Source organism: Simplicispira hankyongi (assembly GCF_003570885.1).
GTDB lineage: Bacteria > Pseudomonadota > Gammaproteobacteria > Burkholderiales > Burkholderiaceae_C > Simplicispira > Simplicispira hankyongi.
In genome coordinates this window covers 1,309,855-1,325,099 of record NZ_QXJC01000001.1, presented here as the reverse complement: position 1 = coordinate 1,325,099, position 15,245 = coordinate 1,309,855, and the positions used below count along the sequence as shown (strand labels likewise).

Annotated in this window: 15 protein-coding genes and 1 tRNA gene; 8 read left to right on the top strand and 8 right to left on the bottom strand. The window is 64.1% G+C overall.

The window, feature by feature from the left end:
* Positions 1-24 precede the first annotated feature (24 nt).
* The 5 genes from rimM (at position 25) to D3F03_RS06110 (ending at position 3,706) form a co-directional block, all read left to right on the top strand.
* The gene (gene rimM, locus D3F03_RS06130; protein ID WP_119108392.1) at positions 25-597 is read left to right on the top strand and encodes a ribosome maturation factor RimM; all 573 of its coding nucleotides are present in this window, start codon (positions 25-27) and stop codon (positions 595-597) included.
* A gap of 39 nt (positions 598-636) precedes the next feature.
* On the top strand, positions 637-1,407 hold the full coding sequence (gene trmD / locus D3F03_RS06125; protein WP_119108391.1) for a tRNA (guanosine(37)-N1)-methyltransferase TrmD: 771 nt from the start codon (positions 637-639) through the stop codon (positions 1,405-1,407).
* A 112-nt stretch (positions 1,408-1,519) separates the two neighbouring features.
* A complete protein-coding gene (rplS, locus tag D3F03_RS06120) occupies positions 1,520-1,903 on the top strand; it encodes a 50S ribosomal protein L19 (protein ID WP_119108390.1) in 384 nt (127 codons plus the stop codon).
* Between the two features lie 63 nt (positions 1,904-1,966).
* The gene (locus D3F03_RS06115) at positions 1,967-2,671 is read left to right on the top strand and encodes a CoA pyrophosphatase (protein ID WP_119108389.1); all 705 of its coding nucleotides are present in this window, start codon (positions 1,967-1,969) and stop codon (positions 2,669-2,671) included.
* 48 nt (positions 2,672-2,719) lie between these two features.
* A complete protein-coding gene (locus D3F03_RS06110; RefSeq protein WP_119108388.1) occupies positions 2,720-3,706 on the top strand; it encodes a CobD/CbiB family protein in 987 nt (328 codons plus the stop codon).
* A gap of 12 nt (positions 3,707-3,718) precedes the next feature.
* Here the strand turns inward: D3F03_RS06110 and rsgA are convergent, their stop codons facing one another.
* The 3 genes from rsgA to D3F03_RS06095 are packed head-to-tail and all read right to left on the bottom strand — an operon-like array spanning position 3,719 to position 6,321.
* Positions 3,719-4,657, bottom strand: coding sequence for a ribosome small subunit-dependent GTPase A (gene rsgA, locus D3F03_RS06105; RefSeq protein WP_119108387.1), 939 nt, complete (start codon positions 4,655-4,657; stop codon positions 3,719-3,721).
* 15 nt (positions 4,658-4,672) lie between these two features.
* Positions 4,673-5,008, bottom strand: coding sequence for a 4a-hydroxytetrahydrobiopterin dehydratase (locus D3F03_RS06100; RefSeq protein ID WP_119108386.1), 336 nt, complete (start codon positions 5,006-5,008; stop codon positions 4,673-4,675).
* A complete protein-coding gene (locus D3F03_RS06095) occupies positions 5,005-6,321 on the bottom strand; it encodes a M48 family metallopeptidase (RefSeq protein WP_119108385.1) in 1,317 nt (438 codons plus the stop codon). Before D3F03_RS06095 ends, D3F03_RS06100 begins: the two co-directional genes overlap by 4 nt.
* Positions 6,322-6,551: 230 nt before the next feature.
* Between D3F03_RS06095 and orn the strand changes: the two genes are divergently transcribed.
* From orn to D3F03_RS06080, 3 genes are all read left to right on the top strand, one after another.
* Positions 6,552-7,172, top strand: a complete 621-nt coding sequence (gene orn / locus D3F03_RS06090) for an oligoribonuclease (RefSeq protein ID WP_119108384.1) — start codon at positions 6,552-6,554, stop codon at positions 7,170-7,172.
* Between the two features lie 221 nt (positions 7,173-7,393).
* Positions 7,394-9,175 carry a DEAD/DEAH box helicase gene (locus tag D3F03_RS06085; RefSeq protein ID WP_119108383.1) on the top strand — a complete coding sequence of 594 codons (1,782 nt, stop codon included), beginning with the start codon at positions 7,394-7,396 and terminating at the stop codon, positions 9,173-9,175.
* Positions 9,176-9,330: 155 nt separating this feature from the next.
* Positions 9,331-10,755, top strand: coding sequence for a sensor domain-containing diguanylate cyclase (locus D3F03_RS06080; RefSeq protein ID WP_119108382.1), 1,425 nt, complete (start codon positions 9,331-9,333; stop codon positions 10,753-10,755).
* A 5-nt stretch (positions 10,756-10,760) separates the two neighbouring features.
* Here the strand turns inward: D3F03_RS06080 and D3F03_RS06075 are convergent, their stop codons facing one another.
* The 5 genes from D3F03_RS06075 to D3F03_RS06055 form a co-directional block, all read right to left on the bottom strand.
* Positions 10,761-11,993 carry a multidrug effflux MFS transporter gene (locus D3F03_RS06075; RefSeq protein WP_119108381.1) on the bottom strand — a complete coding sequence of 411 codons (1,233 nt, stop codon included), beginning with the start codon at positions 11,991-11,993 and terminating at the stop codon, positions 10,761-10,763.
* Between the two features lie 161 nt (positions 11,994-12,154).
* Positions 12,155-12,230: transfer RNA gene (locus D3F03_RS06070), tRNA-Lys, on the bottom strand.
* Between the two features lie 78 nt (positions 12,231-12,308).
* On the bottom strand, positions 12,309-13,196 hold the full coding sequence (locus tag D3F03_RS06065; protein ID WP_119108604.1) for an NAD(P)-dependent oxidoreductase: 888 nt from the start codon (positions 13,194-13,196) through the stop codon (positions 12,309-12,311).
* Between the two features lie 127 nt (positions 13,197-13,323).
* On the bottom strand, positions 13,324-14,301 hold the full coding sequence (locus D3F03_RS06060) for a GMP reductase (RefSeq protein WP_119108380.1): 978 nt from the start codon (positions 14,299-14,301) through the stop codon (positions 13,324-13,326).
* A gap of 202 nt (positions 14,302-14,503) precedes the next feature.
* Positions 14,504-15,226, bottom strand: a complete 723-nt coding sequence (locus tag D3F03_RS06055) for a hypothetical protein (RefSeq protein ID WP_119108379.1) — start codon at positions 15,224-15,226, stop codon at positions 14,504-14,506.
* Positions 15,227-15,245 lie beyond the last annotated feature (19 nt).

Here is a 15,245-nt window from a genome sequence, read left to right as displayed (position 1 = left end):
TTTTCTTTTTTTGTGCCCGCTGCCATGACCTCTGAACTTGCGCTCCCCGCTGCTGAACTGCCGCCCGACGCCGTGGAAATCGGCCGCATCACCGACGCCTGGGGTGTCAAGGGCTGGTTCAAGGTGCTGCCCCATAGCAGCGAACCTGCGGCCCTGCTTTCTGGCAAGCGCTGGTACCTGCAACCCACCGAGCGCGGCCCTCGCAGCTTCTCTGGCACCGTGGGCCTCGACCTGCGCCAGGTGCGCGAGCACGCCGGCGGCATCGTCGCCTGGGCGCAAGGCATTGACGAGCGCAGCGTCGCCGAAGCCCTGCGCGGTTCGCGCATTTTTGTACCGCGCTCTGGTTTCCCCCAAACGGAAGATGGTGAGTACTACTGGGTAGACCTCATTGGCTTGGCCGTGGAAAACCGCGAAGGCGTGGCATTGGGCACCGTGCGCGACCTGCTGACCACCGGCCCGCAGACCGTTCTGGTGCTGGACGGCGAAGTCGTGGAGGGCAAGCCCGTGGAGCGCATGATTCCCTTTGTCGGCGCATTCATTGACCAGGTCGATCTGGCGGGGCGGCGCATCGTGGCTGACTGGCAGCCTGACTACTGAGCCCTCGCTGGTAAAACGGCTGCCGCAGCCCCGCCGCGTATGCGCTTTGACGTCATCACCCTGTTTCCCGAGCTGTTTGCGCCGTTTCTGGCCAGCGGCGTAACGCGGCGTGCCTACGCCTCGGGCCAGGTGGCGGTGCAGCTGTGGAACCCCCGCGATTTCGCCGAGGGCAATTACCGCCGCGTGGATGACAGGCCTTTTGGCGGCGGCCCTGGCATGGTGATGTTGGCTGAGCCGCTCGCGCTGTGCCTCGCGGCCATTCGCGCGGCGCGCGCAGAGAACGAAGGCGCCCAGGCGCCGCTGGTGCTGTTCTCGCCGATCGGCCAGCGGCTGGACCACGCGGGCGTCGAGCAATGGGGGCAGGGCGCAGGCGCCGTGCTGCTGTGCGGCCGCTACGAGGGCATTGACCAGCGGTTTATCGACCGCTTTGTCGATGCGCAGATCAGCCTGGGTGATTTTGTGCTTTCGGGCGGCGAGATTGCCGCCATGGCGCTGCTGGACGCCGTTGCAAGGTTGCAGCCCGGCGTGCTGCACGATGCGGGCAGCCATGCCCTGGACAGCTTTAACCCGGCACTCGATGGCCTGCTGGACTGCCCGCACTACACGCGGCCCGACGTCTGGCAGGGCGAGGGTGTGCCGGCCGAGTTGCTCTCGGGGCACCACGCGCAGATCGAGCAGTGGCGCCGTAGCCAGCGGGTGCTGTTCACGGCGCGCCACCGACCAGACCTGATTGCTGCCGCACGTGCCGCCGGGCGCTTGAGCCCCGCCGACGAGGCGCAGTTGCGTGCTCCGCAAGACAGCAGGCTATAATGGCAGGCTTTTCGATCCTCTGCCCGGCCGGCCCGCACTCCTTGGTGCTTGGGCACACCCGTCAATCCCGACACTGCCAATCTTGGCGCGGACACGATCGCAGGATGCCTTTATGAACCTGATCCAGACCCTTGAAGCGGAAGAAATTGCCCGCCTCGACAAAACCATTCCTGAATTTGCTCCTGGCGATACCGTCATCGTCAGCGTCAACGTGGTCGAAGGCACACGCAAGCGGATGCAGGCCTACGAAGGCGTGGTGATCGCCAAGCGCAACCGCGGTATCAACAGCGCCTTCATCGTGCGCAAGATCTCCAGCGGCGAAGGCGTGGAGCGCACCTTCCAGACCTACAGCCCGCTGATCGCCAAGATCGAAGTCAAGCGCCGTGGCGATGTCCGCCGCGCCAAGCTGTACTACCTGCGCGAGCGCAGCGGCAAGTCGGCACGTATCAAGGAAAAGCTCCCTTCACGCGCCAAAACGGCAGCTGTGGTCGCTTGACCTAGCGCCGCTACCTGCGCAAAAGCCGCTGCAGCTTCTGTTTGCCGCGGCTTTTTTATTGCCATGCCGGCTACCCCTTCCTTCGCAGTGCCTACGCCGCTGCCCGATTTCGATCCACGTACCGTGCCTGTGTCGGGTATCGACACCGGCCTGTCCGCCGTGCCGCAGGCGCGTACCACGGCCCAGGCCCTGCGCGCACGTTTTGCGGCGCCGCCAGTCTGGCAACCAGAGATTGCCTCTGAACCGCGTTTTTCTGCCCGTGCACCGGCGCGCGCCGCCGTCCTGATCCCCATCATCCAGCGCGCTGAGCCTACGGTGCTGCTCACCGAGCGCACGGCACATCTCTCCACGCACTCCAGCCAGGTGGCTTTTCCAGGGGGGCGGGCAGATCCCGGCGACGCCAACGCCGCCGCAACGGCTTTGCGCGAAGCCCATGAGGAGGTCGGCCTGGAGGCCGGCTCTGCCCAGGTGCTGGGCGAGCTACCGGTCTATGTCACCGGTTCTTCGTTCATCGTCTCGCCCGTGGTGGCGTTGGTGCAGGCCGATTGCGTGCTGCGCCCCAACCCTTATGAGGTGGCGCGAATCTTCGAGGTGCCATTGGCCTTCCTGCTCGACCCGGCGCACCACCGCCGCCACGTTTTTGAGTACGCTGGACAGCGGCGCGAGTGGTATTCCATGCCCTACCGCGATGCCGAGGGCTATGAGCATTTCATCTGGGGCGCCACGGCAGGCATGCTGCGCAACTTTTACCGGTTTCTCTCCGCTTGAGCGACCGGTGCGGCGCGCCACCGGGGAGCGCCGCTATCATTGCCCGCCATGAGTTTCATCGCCATCCTGCTGGCCCTGCTGATTGAGCAGGCCCGCCCCCTCGCACGCAGCAACCCGGTGCATGCCGGGTTGCGCGCCTGGGCGCTCTCGGTCAGTCGCAATTTTGACGCAGGCAAGGCCCACCATGCCTGGGTGGCCTGGAGCCTTGCCGTGCTGCTGCCAGCGGGGCTGGTGGCGGGGGCGTACCTGCTGCTGATGCAATGGGTAGGCTGGCCGCTGGGCGTTGCATGGGATGTCGCAGTGCTCTACATCACCCTGGGCTTTCGCCAGTTCAGCCACCATTTCACCCGCATCCGCGACGCGCTTGACCTGGGCGACGAGCGTTCGGCACGTGAAGGGCTGGCCCGCTGGCAGGGCGTGAATGTGGGCGAGTTGCCGCGCAGCGAGCTGGTGCGCCACGTGCTCGAATATTCCGTGATCGCGGCGCATCGCCATGTGTTCGGCGTGCTGGCCTGGTATTCGGTGCTTGCCGCGCTGGGCCTGGGGCCGGCGGGGGCCGTGCTCTACCGCATGGCCGAATTCGTCGCCCGCTATTGGAGCCGCCCCGGCACGGACGGCGCACCCCGCGCCAGCGAGGCCCTCAGGCAAGCCAGCGCGGCGGCCTGGACGGCGCTCGATTGGTTGCCCACGCGCATGACCGCGCTGTGCTTTGCCGTGGTGGGCAGCTTCGAAGAGGCCATCGACGGCTGGCGGTTTTATGCCCAGCGGTTTCCAAACGACAACGTGGGCGTTCTGCTGGCGGCGACTTCTGGCGCCATCAATGTGCGCCTGGGCGGCGAGGCGCTCAAGCCCAACGCAGGCGACCCCACCGCGACGGGGTTGGGCGATGACACCGACTTGGCAGACAGCGACAGCACCCCCGGCCGTGAGCCCGAGCTGGCACATTTGCGCAGCGTGGTGGGCCTGGTCTGGCGCTCGGTGGTGGTGTGGATGCTGCTCCTCGCGCTGCTGACGCTGGCGCGCCTGCTCGGCTAACGCAGTCGCAGATCAGTAGCGCGTCTGCCCAAGCTCTTTGAATAATTCGCTATAGATTGAATAGCGGATGGCGCTTATGCCTTCAGCGTCAGAGCCGCTTTTGACGGCTGAAATCACACCGCAGCCAGGTTCGTGCAAATGCGTGCAGTTGTAAAAGCGGCACGCCGTGGCGTGCGCTGCAATGTCGGGCATGCAGCGGGCCAGGTCGGTTGGCGCAATGTGGTGCAGGCCAAACTCCTGAAAGCCTGGCGAGTCGATGAGCGCCGTGCTGTGGGCGGCATCCATCCAGTACAAGGCCGTGCTGGTGGTGGTATGGCGGCCGGAATTGAGTGCCTGTGAGATTTCGGCGGTGAGCACGGCCGCGCCGGGCACCAGCAGGTTCACGAGCGTGCTCTTGCCAACCCCAGACGGCCCCAGCACCAGCGTCGTCTTGCCGGCAAGCAGCGGCATCAGCATGTCTTTGGCGGCGTCCGGCGCCTGCCCCAGCGAAAGAGGCAGCACCGGGTAGGGTGAGGGCCCGGCCATGCTCCGGTAGGGTGCAAGCCGCTCCCAGGCGCGCTCGAAAGCTTGGGCCAGGTCGCTTTTGTTGAGCGCGATCAGCGGCGCAATGCCCGCTGCTTCGGCGGCAATCAAGGCCCGCGCGAGCTGCATTTCCGAAAACACCGGCTCGCTGGCAATGAGAATCAGGATCTGGTCGAGATTGGCGGCAAACGATTTGGTGCGGATTTCGTCCTGGCGGTAAAACAGGTTGCGGCGCTCCAGTACCTTCTCGACGGTGCCTTCCTCGCCCTGGCCGGTGGGTGGCGGCTGCCACAGCACCCGGTCGCCCACGACAACCTGGCTGCGCTTGCCTCGCGGGTGGCAGATGCGCCGCTCGCCGTCCGCCGTTTCCACCACACAGTGCCTGCCATGGCTGGCCACCACCAGGCCTTGGCGCTGGGCTTCAGCCATGGCGCGGGTACCGGCTCATGTGAGCAGCGCGTCGAAGCGGCTGGCGCAATCGAAGTCGGTGCTGGAGATGCCGCCCACATCGTGCGTATTCAGGCGCACGACGCAGCGGTCGTAGTGCACCGAGAGGTCGGGGTGGTGGTCCTGCGCGTGGGCGATGAAGGCCAGGGCATTCACGAAGGCCATGGTCTGGTAGTAGTTGGCGAATCGGTAGGTTTTCTCGATGGCTACGTCGGCGCCGTCGCCTTGCAAACGCCAGCCATCCAGTTGCGCCAATGCTGCTACTATTTCCGTAGCTTTAAGGGCGCGCCGCGTCTGCGTGGACCAGTTTTTTTGCTTCAAATCGTTTGTCATGCGGGGGCTCCGGCTTGCATGCGCGCCAGCCGCTCTACGGCCGGCGGGTGCGAGTAATAGAACTTGACGTAGAGCGGATCCGGCGTCAGCGTGGCGGCATTGTCTTCGTACAGTTTGAGCAGTGCCGACGCGAGGTCGCCGCCATGGGTCTGGCGGGCGGCGTAGGCGTCTGCTTCGAATTCGTGCTTGCGCGAGAGCTGGGCAAACAGCGGTGAGAAAAACACCGTGAACACCGGCACCACCAGCACGAACAGCAGCAAGGCCAGTGCGTCGCTCGGGGCGTGGGCGATGCCCGGCAGCAGCGCGGTGAGGTTGGGTTGCACGCCCAGACCGGTATAGAACCAGGGTTGGCTTGAGAGCCAGCCCAGCAGTGCAAAGCCAGCCAGGCTGAGTACGAACATGGTCGCCATGCGCTTGGCGACGTGGCGGTGGTGAAAGTGCCCGAGTTCGTGCGCCAATACGGCTTCCACTTCGGCGGGCGCCAACTGGCGCAGCAGGGTGTCGAAAAACACCACCCGCTTGGACGTCCCAAAACCCGTGAAATAGGCGTTGGCGTGGGCGCTGCGGCGGCTGCCATCCATGACGAAAAATCCCTTGGCAGAAAAGCCGCAACGCTGCATCAGCGCCGTGACGCGCGCGGTCAGCGTCTCGTCTGCCAGGGGCTCGAACTTGTTGAAGAAGGGCGCGATGAAGGCTGGGTAGGCCCACATGAACAGCAGGTTGAGCCCGGTCCACAGCCCCCAGGCCCAGATCCACCACAGGCCGCCGGCTGACCCCATCAACCAAAGGATGGCCGCGGCAACGGGCAACCCGATCAAGGCGCTGAGCAGCGTGGATTTCGCCAGGTCGCTCAGCCACAAGCGCAGCGTGGTCTGGTTGAAACCAAACCGCTGCTCCAGCACAAAGGTCTGGTACAGCGTGCCAGGCAGGTCGATCAGGCCGCTGATCAGTACAAAACCCACCAGCAGGGCCAGTTGTTGCAGCATGCCGCCACCGAGCAGCGCGAGCAGCGCCCGGTTCAGGGCATCAAGCCCACCCAGCAGTGTCCAGCCCAGCAGTATGGCGGCGCCCAGTGCCGCTTCTAGCGTGCCAAAACGCAGTTTCGCCAGGGTGTAGTCTGCAGCCTTCTGGTGCGCTGCCAGAGAAATGCGGCTGGCAAACGAGCCCGGCACGGCAGCACGGCCGCGCGCTACATGGCGCAGCTGCCGGCTCGCAAGCCACAATTTGAGGAGAAAGCCCCCGCCAAGCGCAATGACGAAGGCGATGGTCAGCACCAGGGAGGGCGGCAGAAAGGACGGGGTGGAAACAGGCATGTTGCGCGAGTTTAGGGCAATGCTGAACAAGTCTCTCACGCGCCGCGCATCCGTACCTCGGGCGGTCTGCCGCGTTGCAAATCCTCGCCATCGCTGCGGCTATGGGTGCGGTTTGCGCCTTGCATCCCATCCCGATGCACGGCGCGCGCCATCGCGGTGACTTGTTCAGCATCGCCTTGGGGCAAGGAGCACGCGGCTGTCGCCAGACTGGGTGCGCGACAATCTGCGGTATGTCTGTACCTTCCGCCTCCCTTTCCCCTGCAACGCCTGCGCTGGGCCGCTCCGATCAAAACCTGATCTGGCTCGATTGCGAAATGACGGGCCTGGACCCGGAGAAAGAACGCATCATCGAAATTGCCGTGGTCGTCACCGGCCCGCAGCTCACGCCCTGCGTTGAGGGCCCGGTGCTGGTGGTGCACCAGAGCGACGAATTGCTGGCAGCCATGGATGCCTGGAACAAGGGCACGCACGGCCGCAGCGGCTTGATCGACAAAGTGCGCGCCTCCACGCTGACCGAAGCAGAAGCAGAAGCGCAGGTGCTGGAATTCGTCAAGCGCTACGCGCCCAAGGGAGCCGTGCCTTTGTGCGGTAACAGCATCGGGCAGGACCGGCGCTTTCTGGCCCGCTACATGCCCAAGCTGGAAGCTTTTCTGCACTACCGCAATGTGGACGTCAGCACGCTCAAGGAGCTGGCCAAGCGCTGGAAGCCCGCCGCCTACAGCAGCTTCAAAAAGGCGCAGAAACACACGGCGCTGGCCGATGTGTATGAGTCGATTGACGAGCTGGCGCACTACCGCGCACAGCTCTTCGCAGCTGAGGCACTTGCGGGAAAACCCGAATCCGTGGCATAATTGCTGACTTGCACCGCATAGCGCTGCAAGTTTGTGCATCTCCCTTCACACACCGGGTCCGCAACGAGTCTGGCCGATTTCAGGCCCAGACAGCCCTTGCGATGAATACCCAGCCGCAGTAGCGCGACGCCGCTGCAGGTTTCGTTTGATGGTTGATGTTTTTTAACCATCAGAGAGACCGCCCGGAGCTTTCGCTTCCGGTCGCTTTCGTGAGAAAAAATATGACCGACACTTTTGAAGTGCAGGGCGACTTTGCGCCTGCCGAATCCTTTTCCATGCCCGCCGAGCACGGCGCAAGCCACACCGCTTCCAATATCGAAGCCTCTCCCGACACTGCGCCCGAACCCAACGGTTTTGTCGAACTGGGCCTGGCTTCCGAGCTTGTTCAGGCGGTTGCCGATCTGGGCTACACCCAGCCCACGGCCGTGCAGCTCAAGTGCATTCCGCTGGCTATGGGCGCGGAAGCCAAGGGTGGCCGCTACATCGACCTGATGGTCTCCAGCCAGACGGGCAGCGGCAAGACGGCAGCATTTCTGCTGCCGGTGCTGAATACCTTGCTGCGCCAGCAGGCCGAAGCCGCTGAGCAGGCCCGTGCTGCATACGAACAGGCCTGCGCCGAAGCCGCCGCGCGCGGCGAAGCTGCGCCTAAGCGTGCCAAGCGCAAAGACCCCACCAACAACCGCAATTTCAAGCCGGCCGTGCCTGGTGCACTGATTGTTTGCCCAACGCGCGAGCTGGCCCAACAGGTGGCGCACGACGCCATCGACCTTGTCAAGCATTCCCGCGGCCTGCGCGTCGCCAACGTCGTTGGCGGCATGCCCTACCAACTGCAAATTGCCAAGCTGCAGAATGCTGACCTGGTGGTCGCCACGCCGGGCCGTCTGCTCGACTTGCAGCGCTCCATGCAAATCAAGCTCGACCAGGTGCAGTTCCTGGTCGTGGACGAAGCCGACCGTATGCTGGACCTCGGCTTTTCGGATGATCTGGCCGAGATCAACCAGCTCACCAGCCAGCGCAAGCAAACCATGATGTTCAGCGCCACGTTTGCGCCCCGCATCCAGCAGCTCGCCATGCGCGTCATGCACGATGGTGGTTCCTCGGTGCAGAAGATCCAGATCGATTCGCCGCAGGAAAAGCACAGCAACATCAAGCAGATCCTGTACTGGGCCGACAACCTGCAGCACAAGCGCAAGATGCTCGATCACTGGCTGCGCGACACCACCATCAACCAGGCCATCGTGTTTGCCAGCACCCAGATCGAGTGCGACGGCCTGGCCGCCGACCTGCAGCAGGAAGGCTTCAGCGCCGTGGCCCTGCATGGCGCATTGAGCCAGGGCCTGCGCAACCGCCGCCTGATGGCGCTGCGCCAGGGCCAGGTGCAGATTCTGGTGGCCACCGACGTGGCGGCGCGCGGCATTGACGTGCCCACTGTCACCCACGTATTCAACTTCGGTCTGCCCATGAAGGCCGAGGACTACACGCACCGCATTGGCCGTACCGGCCGTGCCGGGCGCGATGGCCTGGCCATCACCTTCGCCGAATTCCGCGATCGCCGCAAGATTTTTGATATCGAAGGCTATACGCACCAGCAAATCAAGAACGAAGTCATCCCAGGCCTGGAGCCCACGCAACGCTTTCCGTCCACCCGTCCGCCCCAGGGCAATTTCGGTGCACGGGGTGGTCGTGAGCAGCCTTCGCGTGATCGCGGTTACGCAGGTGCGTCGCGCAGCGAAGGCCGTAGTGGTTTCAACGACCGTCCACGGGTGCAAGGCGCGCCGGAAGGCCGCTCCTTCGCGCCCCGTCGTGATGGTGATGGCTATGGCCGCAAGCCCGGTTTTGGTGACGCTGGTCGTGGCAGCTATGGCGCGCCACGCGGTGATGCGGGCGCCCCACGCGGCGATTTCGCCCCGCGCAGGCCCGCGTTTGCCAAGCCGGGGGCTCCGGCCGGCAAGTCCTTCACACCGCACGACGCGCGCAAGCGCCCGGCGCGTCCTGCACGCTAATCGCGGTCCTCATCGAATCTGAAGGCCGGCTCCGCAAGGAGCCGGCCTTTTTGCTGTTCTGAGACGCTACAGCACTCTTGAACGCGTCAATAATGCGCATGAGAGGAGCCTTTGCCGTGCCGTCCACCCCCACTACAGACACTGATTTCGAGCACATGTTCGAGCTGGCGCCGGTGTCGCTCTGGCTGGAGGATTACAGTGCCCTCAAGCAATTGTTTGAGCGCTGGCGGGCCGAAGGCGTCACCGATATCCGTGCACATTTCGATGAAAACCCGGCGCGGCTGCGCGAGTGCACGGCAAGCCTCAAGGTGTTGCGCGTCAACCAGCGTACGCTGGGCCTGTTTGCCGCTGGCAGTGCCGACGAACTGTTTGCGCGCCTAGACAGCGTTTTTCGAGACGATATGCACGATCGGGTGGCCTACGAGATGGCCGAACTGTGGTCGGGGGCACAAGGTTTCGACAACCAGACGGTGAACTACGCCCTCGATGGTCGGCGGCTGGACGTGGTGGTGCACGCCCGCATCCTGCCCGGCCACGAGGCCACCTGGAGCCGGGTCCTGGTGTCCTTGGAAGACGTGACCGCACAGGCACAGGCCACGCAGCGGCTGCAGCGCAGCGAGCGCTACGCCCGCGATCTCTTCGAGCATTCGCCCGTTTCCCTCTGGGTGGAAGACTTTAGTGCCGTCAAGCGTTTGCTGGATGACGTGCGCGCCCAGGGCATACGGGATTTCAAGACCTTCCTCAAAGTGCACCCAGAGTTCGTCTCGCGCTGCATGCAGGAAATTCGCGTCATCGACGTCAACCAGCAGACATTGCAGATGTTGGGTGCTGCGAGCAAAGAGGCCTTGCTCAACAACCTTCCCCGCATCTTCCGCGATGAAATGGAAGAATCCTTTGCCGAGCAACTGCAGGATTTGTGGGACGGTAAGCTGGTTCAGCAGCGTGAGGTGCTGAACTACGCCCTGTCCGGCGACGCCGTCCATATCCACATGCAATTCTCGGTGCTTGACGGCCACCGCGACGATTGGGGCCTGGTTCTGGTGTCGCTGGTGGACATCACAGCGCGCAAGAAGGCCGAGGCCTACCTCGAATACCTGGGCAAACACGATGTGCTGACGCAACTGCGCAACCGTGCGTTCTATGTGGAAGAGCTCAATCGCATCACCCGCAAGGGACCGTGGCCGCTCAGCGTTGTCACTATCGATCTCAATGGCCTCAAGCGCGTCAATGACGACGAAGGCCATGCGGCAGGCGACGCCTTGCTGCGCCGTGCGGGAGAGGTGCTGGCCAAAGCGGTGGATGCCTCGTCCTGCGCGGCGCGCATCGGGGGCGATGAATTCATTATTCTGCTGCCGGGGACGGACGAGCACGGCGCACTTGCCTTGACCGAGCGCATCGTCTCACTGGTGGAAATGAACAACCAGTTCTATGTCGGCCAGTCGCTCAGTCTGGCCATTGGCGTGGCCAGTTGCAGCAGCGGGGACCAGGTAGAGGCTGCGCTGCACCGCGCCGACAAGGCCATGTACGCCGAAAAGGCGCGGTATTACGAAGAGATCCCCGCTGATCGGCGGCGCCGCTAAAGGGCTTAGGCCCGTGCGGTGTTGGCGCCGATTTCCGGCCAGCGATGGTGCAGGTAAATCCAGGCAGCAAGGCCGATGCCCATCATCAGCAGCGAAGACAAGGCCATCAAGGTGGTCGAATGCATCACCAGCGGCACCAGCACGCCAGCGACGGTGCCGTTGGCAACCGAACCGATGAAGGCCTGGAGCGACGACGCCATGCCGCGCCGCGCCGGATAAAGATCAAGCACCAGCAGTGTCACGACGGGCACCATCAGCGCCCAGCCGAAGGCGAATACGGCGATGGGCAGCAGCGCCCAGGAGACATGTACAGGGAAAAAGAGGTTGGCCAGCAAGTTGAGCAGCGACGTCACCAGCATGATGACGAAACCATGGCGAATCTGCCGCTTGGGAGCGATTTTGCCGGCCAGCCGACCGCTCAGCCAGGCGCCGGACATGATGCCGGAGATAGTCAGCAAGAAAAACCAGAAGAATTGGGTGGGCGCCAGGCCCAGGTGCTGGCCCAGAAAGGCAGGCGCACCCAGCACGTAAAGGAACATGCCGTTGAACGGTACGCCGCTGGCCAGTGCCAGCAAAAGAAAGCGTGGGCTCGCCCCCAGTTCCCAGTAGCCGCGCATCAGGTGGCGCACATTGAATGGCTGGCGGTGGTCTGTATGCAGCGTCTCAGGCAACAGGCGGTAGTTGGCCAGCCACAGCGCCACGCCCACCAGGGTCAGAAACCAGAAAATGCTGTGCCAGCCGGTGTGCACCAGCAGCCAGCCACCGACGATGGGCGCGATGGCCGGGGCCGCGCCGAAATAAATGGTGACCTGGCTCATCACCTTCTGCGCCTGTTCTGGCGCGAACATGTCGCGAATCACGGCGCGCGAGACGACGATGCCAGCCCCCGTCGACAAGCCTTGCAGGGCGCGGAAAAACACCAGTTGCCCAATGGTTTGCGACAAGGCGCAACCCGCCGATGCCAGGGTAAAGATGGCAATGCCCCACAACACCACCGGACGCCGCCCAAAGCTGTCCGCCAGCGCGCCATGAAACAGATTCATGAACGCGAAGCCAAAGAGATAGGCCGACAGCGTTTGCTGCATCTCCACCGGCGTCGCGCCCAAGGCGGTGGCAATGCCCGAAAAGGCGGGCAGGTAGGTATCGATCGAAAACGGTCCCAGCATGCCCAGCAAAGCCAGCAAGACGGCCAGGGCCCAGCGCGGAGCACGCCACAATTCGTTGGCTTGCGGATTCATGGGAAAAGCAGTTCTCTGAAAGGAAGCCGTGCGGGCGTCGCCGGCACGATGCGAACGATTATGGAAGGGCCGGTGAAACGGCGCTTGCGTGCCCAGGAGCGCGTCCCGTGTCAGATAAAAACGAAAAAGGGAACTGGCGCATGGCCAGCTCCCTTTGTAAGTGGTGGGTCCTGAGTGGCTCGAACACTCGACCTACGGATTAAGAGTCCGCTGCTCTACCAACTGAGCTAAGAACCCACTTTGAAACCTTGTCTGCCTCGCAGCAGAGAGCGAAATTATATACAGAAAAGCGGGCCGTCTCGCAAAAAATCGTATCTATTGCATCGCATTGCGGCTGGCGAGCTCGACGAACAAGCCGCTGTGGTCCAGCTCGCCCAGTCCGTGCTCGACTCCTTGCGTGTAGAGCGTTTCAAAGAGCGCCGTCACGGGCGCGTCGAAGCCAATTTCTCGCGCCGTGGCGAGCACATTGTGCAAATCCTTGAGCTGGGTTTTCATGCTGCCGCGCGGGGCGAAATCGCGCTGAACCATGCGTTCGCCATGCAGTTGCAGGATACGGCTGTCGGCAAAGCCGCCGCCAATGGCTTCGCGTACCTTGGCCATGTCGGCGCCGCCCTTGGCGGCAAACAGCAGGGCCTCGGCGACGGCGCCAATGGTGATGCCAACGATCATCTGGTTGGCCAGCTTGGTCAGTTGGCCGGCGCCGTGCGGGCCGACCAGGGTGGCTCGGCCGAGCACTTCGAACACCTCGCGTGCGCGTTCGTAGTCTGCCGGTTTGCCGCCGACCATGATGGCCAGCGTGCCGGCTTCAGCGCCTACCGTGCCGCCCGAGACGGGGGCGTCGAGGTGGGCGACGCCCATTTCACCGAGGCGCGCTGCATGGTCGCGTGCCTCGCGTGGCTGGATGGACGCCATGTCGATGAACAGGCTGCCGCGTGCCATACCCTGCGCCGCGCCCTGGGAAAACAGCACATCGCCCACCACCGGGCCGTTTTCCAGGAAGCTGATGGTGATGTCGGCCTGCGCCGTGGCTTCGGCTGGGGTTTTGCAGAAGGTAGCGCCATCGGCAGCCAGCAATTGGGCCTTGGCGGGGGTACGGTTCCAGGCAAGTACCGGGTAGCCCGCCTGCAGCAGCCGCCGGCCAGCGCGCAGGCCCATGAGGCCAACGCCCAGCAGGGCGATACGGGAGCGCGAAGTGTGGGGCATGGGCATCCTCCGGGTAGGGGCTGGGAAAGCCCCATCATGGTGTGCATTTCCCGCCCTTGGCTGTCATCTGGCTTGCAGCGAGCGCGCGCCAGCGTTCAAGCAGTTGTGTGTGAATACCGCGCAATCGTCACATGAGCAGGTGCTCGCCCGCGTTGTCGCCGCCCAGGATGACGTAGTTGACCTTGCGGATGTCCATCAGCCGCGTACCGCCCGAATAGCTGATGGAGCTTTGCACATCCTGCTCCATCTCGACCAGCGTGTCGGCCAGCGTGCCCTTGATGGGCTCGAGAATGCGCTTGCCCTCGACGTGCCGGTATTCGCCCTTGTTGAAGTCGCTGGCCGAGCCGTAGTACTCCTTGAACAGCTGACCGTCCACTTCCACCGTCTTGCCGGGGGATTCCTCATGGCCGGCAAAGAGCGAGCCGATCATCACCATGCTGGCGCCAAAGCGCACGCTCTTGGCAATGTCGCCATGGCTGCGGATGCCGCCGTCGGCAATGATGGGTTTGGTCGCCACGCGCGCGCACCACTTGAGCGCCGAGAGTTGCCAGCCGCCCGTGCCAAAACCCGTTTTCAGCTTGGTGATGCAGACCTTGCCCGGGCCCACGCCCACCTTGGTGGCGTCTGCGCCCCAGTTTTCCAGGTCGATCACCGCTTCGGGCGTACCCACGTTGCCGGCGATCACAAAGGAGCGCGGAAGCTTTTCCTTCAAGTGCGTGATCATCGCGTGCACCGTGTCGGCGTGGCCGTGTGCGATATCGATGGTGATGTAGTCGGGCGACAGCCCCTCGGCCACCAGGCGCGCCACGGTGTCGTAATCGGGCTGTTTGACGCCGAGCGAGATGGAGGTGAACACGCCGCGCTCGGTCATGTCGCGCACGAACTGCACATTGTCGAGGTCGAAACGGTGCATGACATAGAAGTAGCCGCTTCTGGCCATCCATTCGCAGATGGCCTCGTTCACCACGGTTTTCATGTTTGCCGGCACCACGGGCAGGCGAAAGCGCCGCCCGCCCAGCTCTACGCTGGCATCGCACTCGGCGCGGCTTTGCACGTGGCACTTGCGCGGCAGCAGCAGCACGTTGTCGTAGTCGAAGATTTCCATACAGTGTCCAAGCTCCGTAGAAGGCCGCAGAGGCAAATGCTGTTCTGCGGTGGGCGCTTGGCCTGGCGCCGGTTTTTGCGGGGCGCCTGCAGCGAGGTGGCCCGAACCCCTGCTTGCGCAGGCACAAAAAACCGGGCGTCAAGAAACTTGGGCCCGGTGGTTGATTGTACCGACGTGGCGCTGGGCGCGCTGGCGCACAGGTTCAGGGTTTGGCTGCGGCGCACTCCGCGCGTGCGGTTGCCACCACCTGGCCTTTGGAATTCTCCATCCAGCCAATGAGCGCCAGGCGCTCAGGGTTGGTGCCGGGCGCCAAGTACATCGCGGGGCGCTCGATCCAGCGGGTCGTGCGCGGCAAGTTGAAGAGCTCTTTTTTTGATAGCTGATCGTGCATGCTCCATGTGCGCTGGAACAGGTTTCTAACCAAATTTCTGCGCACCGGCGTGCCCTCCACGCCCGCCGGAATCTGCTCCACCAGCGCCAGCCACAGGGTCCACCCCTCGTTCGCACCGGCTGGCAGAGCACCGAGGTAGCTGGCCGAGGTGCCCACGTAGTCGTTCACCGCCGGCCCGAAGGAGACGCGCAGCCGCCCCGGAAGGCGCTGCGCCACGGGGGCGACATGCACGTCGGTGGTCGTCGGTAGCGGGCGGCCCATGGCGTCCAGGCGTGTCAGGGCGTCGGTGCGTGCGGCGGCAGACAGCGGCGCCTCGTCGCCCGCGCGCCCAGGGGCGATCCAGTCGAGCACTGCTGCGCTCGCGCCGGGCGCGAAGGTAGGGTTGCGCCAGCACTCGGCGCAGTCGGCGCTGAGAAAACGCTCGTACAGCGCCTGCGGCGCGGGGGCGCCGTCGCTGCTGCAGGCGTTCTGCGCAACGGCCAGCGGCAGATGCAGGGCCAGCAGCAGGGGCAGGGTGGCGGTGGAGCACTTCATGGGGCCTCGCTTTCTACAA